This window comes from Paraburkholderia aspalathi (assembly GCF_900116445.1).
Lineage (GTDB): Bacteria > Pseudomonadota > Gammaproteobacteria > Burkholderiales > Burkholderiaceae > Paraburkholderia > Paraburkholderia aspalathi.
Genome location: NZ_FPBH01000011.1, coordinates 168,425 through 183,360, shown reverse-complemented (window position 1 = coordinate 183,360; position 14,936 = coordinate 168,425). Strand labels below are relative to the sequence as shown.

The following is a 14,936-nucleotide window of genomic DNA, read 5'->3' as shown; positions in this document are numbered from 1 at the left end:
ATTTTCTGGCTGCACGTTCGACGCACCCATAACGGAGCCCTTTTCATGGCCATGCCTACTATCCGGCACGTGCGTGCCTTCATCGTCCGCGGTGGCGGTGCGGACTATCACGATCAACCCGACGGACACTGGATCGACGATCACATTTCCACGCCGATGGCGCGTTATCCGGAGTATCGCCAGAGCCGCCAGTCGTTCGGCATCAATGTGCTCGGCACCTTGGTGGTCGAGATCGAAGCGAGCGATGGCACGGTCGGTTTTGCGGTGACGACGGGCGGTGAGATCGGCGCGTTCATCGTCGAAAAACATCTCGCGCGTTTTCTTGAGGGGCAGCTCGTCACCGACATCGAGAAGATGTGGGATCAGATGTATTTCTCGACGCTGTACTACGGCCGCAAAGGCGTGGTGCTGAATACGATCTCGGGCGTCGATCTCGCGTTGTGGGATTTGCTTGCGAAAGTGCGTAACGAGCCGGTGTACCAACTATTGGGCGGCCCGGTGCGCGACGAACTCGTGTTCTACGCAACTGGCGCGCGTCCGGACCTCGCGAAGGAGATGGGTTTTATCGGCGGAAAATTGCCGTTGCGGCACGGTCCTGCTGAAGGCGAAGCGGGGCTGAAGAAGAATCTGGAGAAGCTCGCGGAGATGCGTAGTCGCGTTGGCGATGACTTCTGGCTGATGTACGACTGCTGGATGAGCCTCGACGTACCGTATGCAACGCGGCTCGCACAGGCGGCGCACGAGTACGGTCTGAAATGGATCGAAGAGTGCCTGCCGCCGGACGACTACTGGGGTTACGCCGAACTGCGCCGCAACGTGCCGCGCGGCATGATGGTGTCGACCGGCGAGCACGAAGCGACGCGTTGGGGTTTTCGCATGCTGCTGGAGATGCAGTGCTGCGATCTGATTCAGCCGGATGTGGGCTGGTGCGGCGGCATCACCGAACTCATCAAGATCTCCGCGCTCGCCGATGCTCACAATGTGATGGTGGTGCCGCACGGTTCATCGGTGTATAGCTATCACTTCGTCGTCACGCGGCACAACTCACCGTTCGCCGAGTTTCTGATGATGGCGCCGAAGGCGGATGAAGTCGTGCCGATGTTCACGCCGCTGCTGCTCGATGAACCGGTCCCCGTGAATGGACGGATGAAAGTGCCTGACACACCGGGCTTTGGTGTGCGGCTCAATCCGGAGTGCGCGCTGGTGCGGCCTTATCCGCGTTGAATGCTTATTGAAGGTGGGTTGGACCAGATTTCAACCCGCAAGACATCTTATCGATCCAGCCAACAGGAGAATGACGTGTTGCTTAAGGACAAGGTTGTGATCGTTACCGGCGGCTCGCGTGGCATCGGCCGCGCGATAGCAGTTGCGTGCGCAACCGAAGGGGCGGATGTAGCGATCAACTACTGGGGCGATAACGACGCATCGTATGGGCGCCGTTCGGCCGTCGCGGAAGTGGTCGGAGAAATTGAAGCCTTGGGGCGGCGCGTGATCGCGATCGAAGGGAACGTTGCCTTACGCGAAACCGGTCAGGAACTTGTTCGCCGCACCGTTGAAGCCTTCGACAAAGTCGATGTGCTCGCGAGCAATGCCGGCATCTGCCCGTTTCACGCCTTTCTCGACATGCCGCCCGAGGTATTGGAGTCGACGGTGGCAGTCAATCTGAACGGGGCGTTCTACGTCACGCAAGCCGCCGCGCAGCAGATGAAAGCGCAGGGCACGGGCGGCGCGATCGTGGCGACGAGCTCGATCAGCGCTCTGGTGGGCGGCGGCATGCAAACCCACTACACGCCGACCAAGGCCGGTGTGCATTCGTTGATGCAGTCATGCGCGGTGGCGTTGGGGCCGTACGGTATTCGCTGCAATTCGGTGATGCCCGGCACGATCGCGACCGACCTCAACGCGGAAGATCTCGCCGACGAAGCGAAAAAAGCCTACTTCGAAAAACGTATTCCGCTGGGCAGACTGGGCCGCCCGGAGGACGTCGCCGATTGCGTGGTATTCCTTGCCTCCGACCGTGCCCGTTATGTAACAGGCGCCGCGCTGCTGGTGGACGGCGGCCTGTTCGTCAACTTGCAGTAACGGGCGATGTCGACGTCAATGAACCGGTGCGGATACGATCACAGGCTCAATCGCCGTCGCGCTGGAATCATCGCGTGCGAGCTTGCGCGAGAAGCCGCGCAGCAAATCGATAAATCGCAGCGCGGGTTCGGCGAGGGCTTCTTCCTTGCGCGTGAGAATGCCGAAGCCGGAGAGGCTCTTGCCGATCTCGAGCGACAGCGCGACCAGCAGTTTGCCGCGCACGTGATCACGCACCACGGATTCAGGCAGCATGGCCACGGCGTCGTAGTTCTCGAGCAATTGCAGCGTGGCGAAGATCGACGCGCACTCTGTCAGGTTGACGGGTGTCGCCAGACCCGCACGCGCGAGTTCCTCTTCGAACAGCACGCGCGCCGGACTGGTAACAGGTTGCGCGACCCACGGCCAGTCGATCAGCTCCCGCAACGTGATGCGCGAGCGCTGCGCCAGCGGATGCACCGAACGCACCACCAGCAGCAAAGTCTCGCGTGCGAGCGGCTCGAAACTAAAGTCGTTGTGTTGCAGCGGGCTGGTCAATCGTCCAAGCGCCAGATCGACTTCGCGGCGATGCAGCAATTGCACGACCTGGTCGCTGGTTTCGCCAAGAATGCGCACGTTCAGCAGAGGGCTCTCGGTTTTCAGGGCGGCGACTGCCATGGCCAGCAGATCGGGCGCGGCGCCCATGATCGCGCCGACGGTCAACTGTCCATGTCCGCCACGGCGTTTGACGTCGAGGTCTTCGGCAAAACGGGTCAGCTCGGCGAGTGCGCGCCGCGCATACGCCAGCGTGACCACGCCGAGCGGCGTGGGCGTCATGCCGCGTGCGTTGCGCTCGAACAGCAGGAAGCCGAACGCTTCCTCGATGTCGCCGAGCATGCGGCTCGCGCTGGGCTGCGCGACGTTGATGGCTTCGGCGGCCTGGTGGAGATTGCGCGCGTCGTCGAGCGCGACGAGCAGCGCGAGGTGCTTGAACTTGAGCCGATTGACGAGTGCGATGGCAGCTGAATGTTGGCTCATGGTTCCGGGTGCGATTCGGTTTGTGGATCGCCCAATCCCAACAACGGATTGAGATGCTATCGACGCAGGAATTATAGTCGTACCAGACGCTTCTACGCTTCTCAGGGAAAGCGCCCGGATACGACGGGAGACAGGCCGCAATGGAAACAATCGCTTTCCGGATGGTGCTCAACCCCGGCATGCGCGAGGAATACGAACGACGTCATGCGCAAATCTGGCCTGAACTGGTTGATGCATTGCACAACGCCGGGGTGCGCGACTATCGGATCTTCTTCGACGCAGACTCGCATCACCTGTTCGCCATTCTGACGCGCAGCACGAATCACACCATGAATGCGCTGCCGCAGCTCGACGTGATGCGCAAATGGTGGGATTACATGGCCGACATCATGCAGACGGCCCCTGACCATACGCCGCTTCAGCAACCGCTGGAGCCGGTCTTTCGTCTGAATTCGCTTAGCTGACTGTGCTTGCCCAATGGGCGGAGGGTGTCGCATGCAGGTTGTCGATTCGCATATCCATCTGTGGGATCTGAAGACGCATCGCTATCCGTGGCTGGAAAACCCGGGTGTGTCGTTCGTGGGGGACGCGCGCGACCTGAAGCACGACTACCTGCTCGACGATCTGCTTCGAGAGGCGGGCGATATCGAGGTGCTGAAACTGGTGCACGTGGAAGCGAATCACGATCCTGCCGATCCGGTCGAAGAAACCCGCTGGTTGCAGTCCATTGCGGATCGTCCGGCGTCGCGCGGCATGCCGGATGCGATTGTCGCCGCCGTGGATCTGTCCGCAGCGAACGCACCCGAACTGCTCGAAGCGCACGCGTCGTTCGCCAATACGCGTGGCATCAGGCAGATCCTGAATGTGCACGAGAACAAGCTGTTCGATTACGTAGGCCGTCATTTCATGCGCGAGTCGAAGTGGCGCGAACATTTTGCCTTGCTGCACCGTTACGACATGTCATTCGATCTGCAACTGTATCCGTCGCAGATGGAGGAGGCGGCAGCATTGGCGCGCGCGCATGCCGATACGATTTTTATCGTCAACCATGCGGGCATGTTCGTGGATCGCAGCAGCGTCGCTGGATATCGCGCCTGGCGTGACGGTATGCGAATGCTCGCGGGTTGCAGGAACGTCGCGGTGAAGATCAGCGGACTCGCCATGTTCGATCATCAGTGGAGCGTCGAAAGCCTACGGCCTTATGTGCTCGAAACGATCGATACGTTCGGCGTCGAGCGCGCAATGTTCGCGTCGAACTTTCCGGTCGATCGATTGTTCGGCTCTTACCAGGATTTGTGGCACGCGTATGCGGCGATCGTCGACGGCGCGAGCGACGCTGAAAAAGAAGCGCTGTTTTGCCGTAACGCGGAGCGTTTTTATCGTATCTGACGTACCTGCCGCGTCTGACGCATTCCCGAAAGCAAAAAAGAAGGAGACACGTAGTGCAGCAATCCCCATCCGCTGTGCCCAGGCTCGAACTACGGCACGCGAGCAAATCATTCGGCCGGGTCCGCGCGTTGTCCGACGGCGATCTCGCGTTGTGGCCGGGCGAAGTGCATGCGTTGCTCGGCGAAAATGGCGCGGGCAAATCGACGGTCGTGAAGATTCTCGCGGGTGTGCATCAACCGGATACCGGTGAACTGCTGGTCGACGGCGTGGCGCGCCGCTTCGCGACGCCTGCCGAAGCGCGCGATGCGGGCCTCGCCGTGATCTATCAGGAGCCGACGCTGTTCTTCGATCTCTCGATCGCGGAGAACATTTTCATGGGACGGCAGCCGGTCGACCGGATCGGCCGCATTCAGTACGACGCCATGCGCCGCGAAGTGGATGGTTTGCTGGCCTCGCTCGGGGTCGATCTGCGTGCGGATCAACTGGTGCGAGGGCTCTCGATTGCCGATCAGCAGGTGATCGAAATTGCGAAGGCGTTGTCGTTGAACGCGAACGTGCTGATCATGGACGAGCCGACCGCCGCCTTGTCGCTGCCCGAAGTGGAGCGCCTCTTTGCAATCGTGCGCAAGCTGCGTGAGCGTGACGTGGCGATTCTGTTCATCACGCACCGGCTCGACGAAGTGTTCACATTGACGCAACGCGTGACGATCATGCGCGACGGCGCGAAAGTATTTGACGGACTCACTGCCGATCTCACCACTGAATCCATCGTCGCGAAGATGGTGGGCCGTGATCTGGAAACCTTCTATCCGAAGGCCGACCGGCCACCGGGCGAAGTGCGATTGTCAGTGCGTGGACTCACGCGCATCGGCGTATTCAAGGACATTTCCTTCGACGTGCGCGCAGGCGAGATCGTCGCGCTGGCGGGCCTCGTCGGCGCGGGGCGCAGCGAAGTGGCGCGCGCGATCTTCGGCATCGATCCCCTCGATTCGGGTGAAATTTCGCTTGGCGGAAAACGGCTTGCAGCCGGCAGTCCGGCCGCCGCGGTGCGTGCCGGTCTCGCGCTGGTCCCGGAGGACCGTCGTCAGCAAGGCTTGGCACTGGAGTTGAGCATCGCGCGCAATGCCTCGATGACGGTACTCGGGCGTCTGGTCAAACATGGGCTGATTTCCACGCGAAGCGAAACGCAACTGGCCAATCAGTGGGGCACGCGTTTGCGCCTCAAAGCGGGTGACCCGAACGCGCCAGTCGGCACGCTTTCAGGTGGCAATCAACAGAAGGTCGTGCTGGGCAAGTGGCTCGCCACGAATCCCAAGGTCCTGATCATCGACGAACCCACGCGTGGCATCGACGTCGGCGCCAAGGCCGAGGTGTATGGCGCGCTGGCGGAACTGGTGCGCGACGGCATGGCCGTGCTGATGATTTCGAGCGAACTGCCGGAAGTACTCGGCATGGCCGATCGCGTACTGGTCATGCACGAGGGACGTATCAGCGCGGACATAGCGCGCGCCGAAGCCGATGAAGAACGCATCATGGGTGCGGCGCTCGGTCAACCGATTCCACCCTTGGGGAACGCGGCATGATGCGCCATTCGACGACCCATCCCGCGCCGGTTCAGGCGTCAGCCCCCAAGCGCACCGGCAGTGCGCCAGGCGGTTTTATTGCGGGCGTCGCGAAGAGCCGCGAAACAACGCTCTTCGTCGTGCTGATTCTGTTGATTGTGGGCACGGGGCTCGCGAAACCGCAGTTTCTGAATCTGCAGAATCTACGCGACGTTTTGCTCAATGTGTCGATCATCAGCTTGCTGACGGCCGGCATGACCGTGGTCATCCTGATGCGGCATATCGATCTGTCGGTGGGGTCGACGGTCGGTATCAGCGCGTATGCGGTCGGCAGCCTGTACGTCGCGTTTCCGCATATGCCGGTGATCGTCGCGTTGCTGGCCGGACTCGCGATCGGATTGGTGGCGGGCAGTATCAACGCATTGCTCGTTGCCGTGGGGCGCGTGCCGTCGCTGGTGGCGACGCTCTCCACGCTCTACATCTTTCGCGGCGCGGATTATGCATGGGTACACGGCGGCCAGATCAACGCGACCAGTTTGCCTGACGCGTTTTCCCGTCTCGCTACCGGCACTTTCTTCGGCATACCGACGCTCGCGCTGATCGCAATCGTCGTGCTGGCGGGGCTGGCTGTCTATCTGAAGCAGTTTCGCGGGGGACGCGAACACTACGCCATCGGCTCGAATCCGGAGGCGGCGCGGCTTGCCGGCGTGAACGTCGAACGTCGCGTGATGGCGGGTTTTCTGCTGTCCGGCGCGATTGCCGGTTTCGCGGGCGCATTGTGGCTCGCTCGCTTCGGCACCGTCGATGCAAGCACCGCAAAGGGCATCGAATTGCAGGTCGTTGCCGCCGCCGTGGTGGGTAGCGTGGCGATCACCGGTGGAGTGGGCACCATTCTTGGCGCCACGCTTGGCGCGCTCGTGCTGGGTGTGATCAGCATCGCGCTCGTTGTGCTGCACGTCTCGCCATTCTGGGAGCAGGCGATTCAGGGTGCGCTGATCGTCGCCGCCATTACCGCCGACACCTTGCTGGCCCGCTCCGTCGCCAAACGCATGATGAGGAAACGCGATCATGGCTAAACCCGATTCGGCACTGCTCACGCGCAAACGCGAAACGCCCTTGCAATGGGAAGTGTTGCTGGTCATCGTACTGGCCCTGTCGCTCGTGCTCGGGCGCTTGTTGTCGCCGGTCTTTCTCACGGGTGCGAATGTCAGCAATATCCTCGCCGATCTGACCGAGATCGCATTGATGGCGCTGCCCATGACGCTGATTATCGTCGCCGCGGAAATCGATCTTTCGGTGGCGTCAGTGCTGGGCGCGTCCAGCGCACTGATGGGCGTGCTGTGGCACATGGGCTTGCCGATGCCGGTCGTGATCGTGCTGGTATTGATTGCCGGCGCGCTGGCGGGTCTGCTGAACGGCCTCGTGATCGTCAAACTCAACCTGCCTTCGCTCGCGGTCACCATCGGCACGCTAGCGCTGTTTCGCGGTCTGGCTTATGTGTTGCTCGGCGATCAGGCGGTCGCGGATTTTCCCGCAGCTTATACGGCGTTCGGCATGGATACGGTCGGCTCGACTTTCATTCCGTTGCCCTTTGCGATCGTGATCGTCGGCGCGGTGCTGTTTACCGTGCTGCTGCAGTCCACGGCGTTCGGCCGCAGCCTCTACGCAATCGGCGCGAATCCGACCGCGGCGGCTTTCTCCGGTATCGAGGTCGCGAAGATCAGGCTGCGTTTGTTCGTGCTGTCCGGCGCGATGAGCGCGCTGGCGGGCGTCGTCTACACGCTGCGCTTCACCAGCGCCCGTGGTGATAACGGCGAAGGCTTCGAGTTGTCGGTGATCGCGGCGGTGCTGTTCGGCGGCGTGAGTATTTTCGGCGGACGCGGCTCGATGTTCGGCGTCCTGCTCTCGCTGCTGATTATCGGCGTGCTGAAAAACGCGCTGACGCTCGACGACGTGTCGAGCGAAACGCTGACGATCGTCACCGGCGTGCTGCTGCTGGCCTCGGTGCTGATTCCCAATCTGGTTGCGCGCTGGCGTGCGGCGCGTGACCGGCGTTTCATCGCGAAGTCCGCTTCTTCTTTATAACGTTCTCTTATAACCGGCTCCACAAGAAATACCCAATACCAAATACCGACAACCCGGACAGCATGTCGTCCAACAACAAAGCAGGAGACACCTCATGTTCAATCCTCTACGTCACACCGGCAAGACTGTGCTTTGCATTGCGCTGGTCGCGATCAGTTGTGCCGCATCCGCGGCGGGCCTGAAAAGCGGTCTGAAGATTGCCTTCGTGCCGAAGCAGATCAACAACCCCTATGAAGTGATTGCCGACGACGGCGGCATGGCCGCGATCAAGGAATTTAACGGGGTAGGCAAGGTCGTGGGGCCGTCGGATGCGGGCGCATCGTCGCAGGTGCAGTACATCAATACGCTGATCACGCAGCGGCAGGACGCAATTGTGATCGCGGCCAACGACGCGAACGCGGTCGTGCCGTATCTGAAGAAAGCGATGTCGCAAGGCATCAAGGTCGTGACCTTCGACTCGGACACGGCGCCTGAAGGGCGTCAGCTTTTCGTCAACCAGGCGAACGCGGAAGGTATTGGGCGGGGCCAGATCCAACTGGTTGCAAAACTGATGGGCGGGGAGGGCGAGTTTGCCGTGCTGTCGGCCACGCCTAACGCGACGAATCAGAATACCTGGATCAAGTGGATGCAGGAGGAGTTGAAAAAGCCCGAGTATTCGAAGATCAAGCTCGTGAAGATCGCGTACGGCAATGACGACGACCAGAAGTCGTTCGTCGAAACACAAGGCTTGCTCCAGGCGTATCCGAATCTGAAGGCGATCGTTGCGCCGACCACGGTGGGCATTGCAGCGGCGGCGCGTTACATCTCGTCGTCGTCGAGCAAGGGCAAGGTACAGGTGACCGGCTTGGGCACGCCGAATCAGATGCGTGCGTTCGTGAAGAACGGGACCGTCAAGGCGTTCCAGTTGTGGGATCCGAATCAGCTCGGCTATCTGGCGGCCTATGCGGCAGCGGCGCTGTCGTCGGGGACGATTGCCGGCAAGGAAGGCGAATCGTTTGATGCCGGCAAGCTCGGCAAGCGTACGATCGGACCGCAAGGCGAAATCATTCTCGGACCGCCGGCCACGTTCGACGCAAGCAATATCGACAACTTCAATTTCTAGCCAGCGAGCCAAGGCCCAGCAATTCGGGTACGGGATATGCGTGCCTCCCGGCCAAACCGGAAGCCGCTTCGGATACGCGCGGGAGGCGTCGGCGTGAACTTTAAGACCTATACTATGAATCGGTAAATCGACCGTGGGCGTGGTGGCTCCGAACTGCTATCTTGAGTGATCGCCGTTCGGACCATGGATGATCATTGACGCAGCAGTTGGCGGTCGCGGTTTTCGGCGAGGACGGAGGCGAGCAGTCAGAACGGATGCCGTACACGCAGATAAATCCCTGCTTAGAGGTGCATGATGATTGGAATGACGTGGCTTGTTGTGGCTGACGGAGGCCGTGCGCGTGTTTTCCAGACGCCCGGGCTCACGCTCGACTTGCATGAAAAAGAAAGTCTCATCAACACTGAATATACCGGCACGATGCTGACGGAAAAGGATCGCGAGAAATTCGCGAAGCGCGTTGCCGAGTATCTGGAGGCAGGGCGGCTCCATCAACTCTACAATCGGCTAAGACTTGCCATCGAGCCGAAATTTCTCGGCATGGTCAAAGCGGATCTCAGCGAGGAAACCCGTCGACTGATATTCGAGCAAACCAGCGAGGATCTGTCGACGCTCAATGCCCGGGAAATCGAGGCGCACCTGCGGCGACACTGATCGGCCTTCACACACTTAACCCTGCGAGGCCACGATCCGTGGCCTCGCAGGGTTTCTGTGTCAGTGTGTTATCTACGCGCTGGTTTCAGAGCTACCCGATTCTTCTGCATCACGGAACCAGGTTTCCGCATGAGACCGCTCGGCAACCCAGGAGCGCGACGGCGGCGTATTGAACTCGCGATCGATGAACCGGCATCCCCATTCGACCCCGTCTCTTGCCGCCTCTTCTTCGGTTAGCCACTCGGGTTGAACGGTCATGGGACGAATATCGACGACTGTTCGGGTGCCGTGACTCACACTCACACTTGCGATCCAGGCGCCGAGCTTGTTGCGCTCAGGGCGCACGGCGATTTCGAATTCGCCGTAAGAAACAGTGCGTGCTGGCATCGTTCTCTCCTTTGCAGCGGTCATGATCGATATCCGCCCGCAACGCGGCGTGCGGGCTTCTCTTCCAGCGTCATCATGCCGTAACTCCAGCAGTCCGACACGCGGATTATTGAGGTTAAGTGACAAACCGGTAGACGTATTTCACCAATACCTAGCATCGGAGAAACCCATGTTCGCATCAACGTGACTTTGCTCATAGACTTCGAGTACAAAAGAATCGTGAGGCTCAAATTTTTCGGTTGACGGGAGGTTTTATGGCACAGAATGAACTTTCATATCGACGGTTCCAGATCGCCGCAACGATCTCACCGCTGCAGGGCAACCGCGGGATCGTCACAGTCGATGTCACAACGTCGGATCAGGCGCGCATCGCCGATCTGGGAACGGCACGCTTTCTCCATGTGGAACGATGGGTTGAAAGAAATGAACCCGCTTTCCTTCAGGTCGTTGTGGACGAATGCAAAGTCACTATTGACCACTATGCGGACAACGTCGACGATAGTTGATTCTCCTTATCTCGCATGAGGCGCTGCCATGCAGCAGGAATTCGATTTCTACATCAACCTGAAGAAGCCGACGCTCGGTCTCTATGTGCGCGCGGGAGCGGGCCTGCCCGATCTCGTCGACACAGGCGACTGGCAACTCAATGGACACGTGTGGCAAAGCGAACTGACGCCAGACATCCTGAAGGGGCTCGAGGCCAACGGCCATGCGTTTCAGGAGTTGGGTGCCTGATCGCGACATAGCACTTTGATCTCTACAAATTAGTACTATTCTTGCCTTAGGCTGGCTGAAAGCGCGCTGTCGAATGATATCGGGCGAGGGAGAGAACCATGTCGGAGCAGCAGGGTACGTTGAGTGACGAGTTCATCGCGCAGCAGCGCAAGCGCCTCCTCGCGTTACGCCAGGAACTATTGGGTGGAGAGGAGAATACGATCGCGGACGAGCGAACTGCCGAGGAGGAGCACGGCGACGAAGCGCACGAGTTCGAGGACGAGGCGCAGGGCATGGCGCAGAACGAGGTCAACCAGGCGCTGCACGACGTGAACGACCAACGCATCAGCGATATCGAGCGCGCGCTTCAGAAGATCGACGAGGGGACTTACGGTTTCTCCGATGAGAGTGGTGACCCGATACCGAAAGGCCGTCTGGAAGTCGCCCCGGAAGCGATCCTGACCGTTGAAGAGCAGAGCCGGCGCGAGACCGGCAAGTGAAATGATGACGCCTGACGCCACTGTGATGTCAGAAAAGGCCTGATGCGGTCCTGAAGCCGGGCGGCGAAATCCTGTTCCATGAGGTGCCGCTGGCAGATTGCGCCAATGCCTATCATCGGAAAAACCAATGTTCCATTATTCACAAGCCCCTCATAGAATCCAATGGCGGATTCAGGATTTCGTTATGCTAATCATGCTGATATCGCCGTTGTAACCAATCCGTATTGTTCAGACAGTGCTCGTCGGGCACGAACAGCTGCTCCGCGCCGATGCTTAAACCGCGCTCGATGAGCTATCACTATCACGTGTCCCCGGTTATTGAGCCAGACAAACGGGCCATCAACCGTCACTCAGGTGACATGTTCACCAAGCCCGTCAAAACCCGCGCAACCCATATGACCGTGCCCCATAACCTTTTACGTAGCCGGATGCCTTAACCGAAAAGGTGACTCCCGATGCCAGCTCTCTGCGAAATCTGTAATGCCCGTCCCGCTGTCGCCCGTGTAACCGTTGTGCAAAACGGCGAGCGGAAGTCCTTATCGATCTGCGACTACGACTATCGGCAATTGATGCGACATCAAAGCATGCAGAACCCATTCGATTCACTGCTGGGAGGCGGAGGCCTGTCGCGCTTCTTCGGCGGCATGGAGGGCGGGGACGAGGAAGATGATGCTGGCTATGCCGAAGTGCCGCGTGAATCGGTCGACGCCACCGATGCTTTCAGCGAGCAGACGCTCGAATTGTTACAGCGCGCCGCGGAAAAAGCACACGAGCTTGGCCGTAACGAACTCGACACCGAACACCTGCTGTACGTGCTTGCGGACACCGATGTGTGTGCGGCGTTGCTGAAGGAACTCAAGCTCTCGCCGCAGGACATCAAGGCTTACATCGATCAGCATGCGCAAAAAGGAAAGGGTGATCCTGACTCGCCGGTCGACAAGATGACCATATCGCCTCGTTTAAAAAAGGCGTTCCAGTATGCGTTCCAGGCGTCGCGCGATCTCGGGCATTCATACGTCGGCCCAGAACATCTGCTCATTGGGCTTGCTGCCGTGCCGGACAGTATCGCGGGCACACTGCTGAAGAAATATGGCGTGACGCCAGAGGCGTTGCGGCAGAAGGTCGTAAAAGTGGTGGGCAAAGGCGCGGAGGACGGCCGTGTCGACACGCCAACCGGTACGCCCAACCTTGACAAGTTCGGGCGCGACCTCACGGCCATGGCACGTCAGGGCAAGCTCGACCCGGTGCTCGGCCGCGCGCAGGAAATCGAAAGTACGATCGAAGTGCTCGCGCGGCGCAAGAAGAACAACCCCGTGCTGATCGGCGAGCCGGGTGTCGGCAAGACAGCGATCGTCGAAGGGCTGGCGCAACGCATCATCAACGGCGACGTGCCTGAAGTGCTGCGCGGCAAGCGGCTCGTCGAAGTCAACATCAACTCGATGGTAGCGGGCGCGAAGTATCGCGGCGAATTCGAGGAGCGCGCCAAGCAACTGATCGATGAGGTCACGGCGAAGCAGGACGAGCTGATTCTGTTCATCGACGAACTGCACACGATCGTGGGCGCGGGGCAAGGCGGGGGCGAGGGCGGCCTCGATATCGCGAACGTGCTCAAGCCTGCGCTTGCGCGCGGCGAACTCAGTCTGATCGGCGCAACGACACTCAACGAGTATCAGAAGTACATTGAAAAGGATGCCGCGCTCGAGCGGCGCTTCCAGCCGGTGTTGGTGCCGGAGCCGACGGTCGAGCAGACCATCGTCATCCTGCGTGGCCTGCGCGACAAGCTCGAGGCACACCACCAGGTGACGTTCGCTGACGATGCGTTCGTTGCGGCAGCCGAACTGTCGGATCGCTACATTACGTCGCGCTTTTTGCCGGACAAGGCCATCGACCTGATTGACCAGGCGGCGGCACGTGTGCGCATCGGCGCGACCTCGCGTCCCGCGGCCATCCAGGAACTCGAAGCCGAAATCGCGCAGACGAAGCGCGAGCAGGATTATGCCTCCTCGCGCAAACGCTTCGATGAAGCGAAGGCTTTCGAGGCAACTATCGGCGAAAAGCAGACGAAACTCGACGAGCAGATGGAAGCATGGCAGCGCAAGACCGGTTCGGAGACGCTCGAAGTGACCGTGCAGTCAATTGCCGAAGTGGTGTCGCGTCTTACCGGGATTCCGGTCACGGAACTCACGCAGGAAGAGCGCCAGAAGCTGCTGGATATGGAGAAGAAGCTGCGCGAACGCGTGGTCGGCCAGGACGACGCGGTGATTGCCGTGAGCGATGCCGTGCGCCTGTCAAGAGCCGGACTCGGCCAGACGAACCGGCCGATCGCGACGTTCCTGTTCCTCGGACCCACGGGCGTCGGCAAGACCGAACTCGCTAAGGCGCTGGCAGAAACGGTGTTCGGCGACGAGCAGGCGGTCGTTCGTATCGACATGTCGGAGTACATGGAGCGTCACTCGGTCGCGCGGTTGATCGGTGCCCCTCCGGGCTACGTCGGTTACGACGAGGGCGGCCAGCTGACCGAGCGCGTGCGGCGGCGCCCTTACAGCGTGATCCTGCTCGACGAAATCGAGAAGGCGCACCCCGACGTGTACAACGTGCTGCTGCAGGTGTTCGACGACGGGCGGCTGACCGACGGCAAGGGCCGCGTGGTGGACTTCAGCAACACGATCATCATTGCGACTAGCAACCTCGGCGCGTCGATCATCATGGACAACCTCGAAAAACCCGAGGGGGACCGCCAGACCGAGAAAGCAATCCGCGAGGAATTGATGGGGGTGCTCAAGGGGCACTTCCGGCCTGAGTTCCTGAACCGGATCGACGAGATCATCGTCTTCCACGGGCTCTCGCGCGACAACATCCGCTCGATCGTGCAGATCCAGCTCGAACGGGTTGTGCGCACTGCCGCTGCACAGGACATAACCCTCAAGATAGACGAATCGGTTGTTGATCACCTCGCCGATGCTGGTTACCGGCCGGAGTTCGGTGCACGCGAGTTGAAGCGCCAGATTCGCCAGGAACTGGAAACGCGGCTTGCGAAGGAGATGCTTGGCGACGTCCTGAAGTCGGGCGACACCGTCGATGTCAGTTACGACAAGGATAGCGGCAAAGTGAAGTTCAGCAAGAGCGAGGCGCCATCCACGCCCAAGGCAACGGGCGCGAAGGGTAGCAACGGACGTGCGAAGAAGAAACCGTCCAAAGAGGCCAGCAGCCCCGAGGAAACGGAAAGCGCTCACTCGAAGCAATGAGGTGCATAACCAGCTGGGAGCCACCGCTACGTCATTGCCGACGGTGTACGGGGTCCCAGCCTGGGCGATCCGGGTGGTGTGACAGTGCTTGTGCTGTGTGTACTGTGCACGCCCGCCACGGATCGATCTGTACCTTTCACAATGCATCAACCTGATTAGACTGATCTCGTATCCACGCTTTATGCCGTGATGCGGCGTAACCTCA

Annotated in this window: 15 protein-coding genes; 13 read left to right on the top strand and 2 right to left on the bottom strand. The window is 60.2% G+C overall.

The window, feature by feature from the left end:
* Positions 1-45: 45 nt before the first annotated feature.
* Positions 46-1,224: an L-rhamnonate dehydratase gene (gene rhmD / locus BM438_RS18825; protein ID WP_093636056.1), complete on the top strand. Its 1,179-nt coding sequence runs from the start codon at positions 46-48 to the stop codon at positions 1,222-1,224.
* Positions 1,225-1,299: 75 nt separating this feature from the next.
* A complete protein-coding gene (lra1, locus tag BM438_RS18820; RefSeq protein ID WP_093636054.1) occupies positions 1,300-2,082 on the top strand; it encodes an L-rhamnose 1-dehydrogenase Lra1 in 783 nt (260 codons plus the stop codon).
* A gap of 15 nt (positions 2,083-2,097) precedes the next feature.
* Here lra1 and BM438_RS18815 read toward each other — a convergent pair whose 3' ends face one another.
* Positions 2,098-3,096: a LysR family transcriptional regulator gene (locus BM438_RS18815; RefSeq protein WP_093636052.1), complete on the bottom strand. Its 999-nt coding sequence runs from the start codon at positions 3,094-3,096 to the stop codon at positions 2,098-2,100.
* A 140-nt stretch (positions 3,097-3,236) separates the two neighbouring features.
* Here BM438_RS18815 and rhaM point away from each other — a divergent pair, with 140 nt between their 5' ends.
* The 7 genes from rhaM to BM438_RS18780 all read left to right on the top strand — a co-directional run bounded on the left by rhaM (position 3,237) and on the right by BM438_RS18780 (position 9,885).
* Positions 3,237-3,560 carry an L-rhamnose mutarotase gene (rhaM, locus tag BM438_RS18810; RefSeq protein ID WP_093636050.1) on the top strand — a complete coding sequence of 108 codons (324 nt, stop codon included), beginning with the start codon at positions 3,237-3,239 and terminating at the stop codon, positions 3,558-3,560.
* A gap of 31 nt (positions 3,561-3,591) precedes the next feature.
* Positions 3,592-4,485 carry an amidohydrolase family protein gene (locus BM438_RS18805; protein WP_093636048.1) on the top strand — a complete coding sequence of 298 codons (894 nt, stop codon included), beginning with the start codon at positions 3,592-3,594 and terminating at the stop codon, positions 4,483-4,485.
* Positions 4,486-4,538: 53 nt separating this feature from the next.
* On the top strand, positions 4,539-6,068 hold the full coding sequence (locus tag BM438_RS18800; protein WP_093636046.1) for a sugar ABC transporter ATP-binding protein: 1,530 nt from the start codon (positions 4,539-4,541) through the stop codon (positions 6,066-6,068).
* Positions 6,065-7,123: an ABC transporter permease gene (locus BM438_RS18795; protein WP_093636044.1), complete on the top strand. Its 1,059-nt coding sequence runs from the start codon at positions 6,065-6,067 to the stop codon at positions 7,121-7,123. Before BM438_RS18800 ends, BM438_RS18795 begins: the two co-directional genes overlap by 4 nt.
* Positions 7,116-8,132, top strand: a complete 1,017-nt coding sequence (locus BM438_RS18790) for an ABC transporter permease (protein ID WP_093636042.1) — start codon at positions 7,116-7,118, stop codon at positions 8,130-8,132. Before BM438_RS18795 ends, BM438_RS18790 begins: the two co-directional genes overlap by 8 nt.
* A 94-nt stretch (positions 8,133-8,226) precedes the next feature.
* The gene (rhaS, locus tag BM438_RS18785; RefSeq protein ID WP_093636040.1) at positions 8,227-9,234 is read left to right on the top strand and encodes a rhamnose ABC transporter substrate-binding protein; all 1,008 of its coding nucleotides are present in this window, start codon (positions 8,227-8,229) and stop codon (positions 9,232-9,234) included.
* Positions 9,235-9,525: 291 nt separating this feature from the next.
* Complete coding sequence (locus tag BM438_RS18780) at positions 9,526-9,885, top strand: host attachment protein (protein WP_244179394.1); 360 nt, start codon at positions 9,526-9,528, stop codon at positions 9,883-9,885.
* Positions 9,886-9,957: 72 nt separating this feature from the next.
* Here BM438_RS18780 and BM438_RS18775 read toward each other — a convergent pair whose 3' ends face one another.
* Positions 9,958-10,296 (bottom strand): DUF6566 family protein, encoded by a 339-nt coding sequence (locus BM438_RS18775; protein ID WP_234486890.1) that lies wholly within the window; start codon positions 10,294-10,296, stop codon positions 9,958-9,960.
* A gap of 230 nt (positions 10,297-10,526) precedes the next feature.
* Between BM438_RS18775 and BM438_RS18770 the strand changes: the two genes are divergently transcribed.
* The 4 genes from BM438_RS18770 (at position 10,527) to BM438_RS18755 (ending at position 14,731) form a co-directional block, all read left to right on the top strand.
* A complete protein-coding gene (locus BM438_RS18770; RefSeq protein WP_093636035.1) occupies positions 10,527-10,778 on the top strand; it encodes a hypothetical protein in 252 nt (83 codons plus the stop codon).
* Positions 10,779-10,806: 28 nt separating this feature from the next.
* Positions 10,807-11,007 carry a hypothetical protein gene (locus tag BM438_RS18765; protein WP_093636033.1) on the top strand — a complete coding sequence of 67 codons (201 nt, stop codon included), beginning with the start codon at positions 10,807-10,809 and terminating at the stop codon, positions 11,005-11,007.
* Between the two features lie 98 nt (positions 11,008-11,105).
* Positions 11,106-11,486 carry a TraR/DksA family transcriptional regulator gene (locus BM438_RS18760; RefSeq protein ID WP_093636031.1) on the top strand — a complete coding sequence of 127 codons (381 nt, stop codon included), beginning with the start codon at positions 11,106-11,108 and terminating at the stop codon, positions 11,484-11,486.
* Positions 11,487-11,941: 455 nt separating this feature from the next.
* A complete protein-coding gene (locus tag BM438_RS18755; RefSeq protein WP_093636028.1) occupies positions 11,942-14,731 on the top strand; it encodes an ATP-dependent Clp protease ATP-binding subunit in 2,790 nt (929 codons plus the stop codon).
* Positions 14,732-14,936 lie beyond the last annotated feature (205 nt).

Bases quoted from the DNA above. Each gene is read 5' to 3' on its own strand.
- rhmD (WP_093636056.1), top strand. From the start codon at position 46: ATGGCCATGCCTACTATCCGGCACGTGCGTGCCTTCATCGTCCGCGGT.
- BM438_RS18815 (WP_093636052.1), bottom strand. From the start codon at position 3,096: ATGAGCCAACATTCAGCTGCCATCGCACTCGTCAATCGGCTCAAGTTC.
- rhaM (WP_093636050.1), top strand. From the start codon at position 3,237: ATGGAAACAATCGCTTTCCGGATGGTGCTCAACCCCGGCATGCGCGAG.
- BM438_RS18805 (WP_093636048.1), top strand. From the start codon at position 3,592: ATGCAGGTTGTCGATTCGCATATCCATCTGTGGGATCTGAAGACGCAT.
- BM438_RS18795 (WP_093636044.1), top strand. From the start codon at position 6,065: ATGATGCGCCATTCGACGACCCATCCCGCGCCGGTTCAGGCGTCAGCC.
- BM438_RS18790 (WP_093636042.1), top strand. From the start codon at position 7,116: ATGGCTAAACCCGATTCGGCACTGCTCACGCGCAAACGCGAAACGCCC.
- rhaS (WP_093636040.1), top strand. From the start codon at position 8,227: ATGTTCAATCCTCTACGTCACACCGGCAAGACTGTGCTTTGCATTGCG.
- BM438_RS18780 (WP_244179394.1), top strand. From the start codon at position 9,526: ATGATGATTGGAATGACGTGGCTTGTTGTGGCTGACGGAGGCCGTGCG.
- BM438_RS18775 (WP_234486890.1), bottom strand. From the start codon at position 10,296: ATGACCGCTGCAAAGGAGAGAACGATGCCAGCACGCACTGTTTCTTAC.
- BM438_RS18770 (WP_093636035.1), top strand. From the start codon at position 10,527: ATGGCACAGAATGAACTTTCATATCGACGGTTCCAGATCGCCGCAACG.
- BM438_RS18765 (WP_093636033.1), top strand. From the start codon at position 10,807: ATGCAGCAGGAATTCGATTTCTACATCAACCTGAAGAAGCCGACGCTC.
- BM438_RS18760 (WP_093636031.1), top strand. From the start codon at position 11,106: ATGTCGGAGCAGCAGGGTACGTTGAGTGACGAGTTCATCGCGCAGCAG.
- BM438_RS18755 (WP_093636028.1), top strand. From the start codon at position 11,942: ATGCCAGCTCTCTGCGAAATCTGTAATGCCCGTCCCGCTGTCGCCCGT.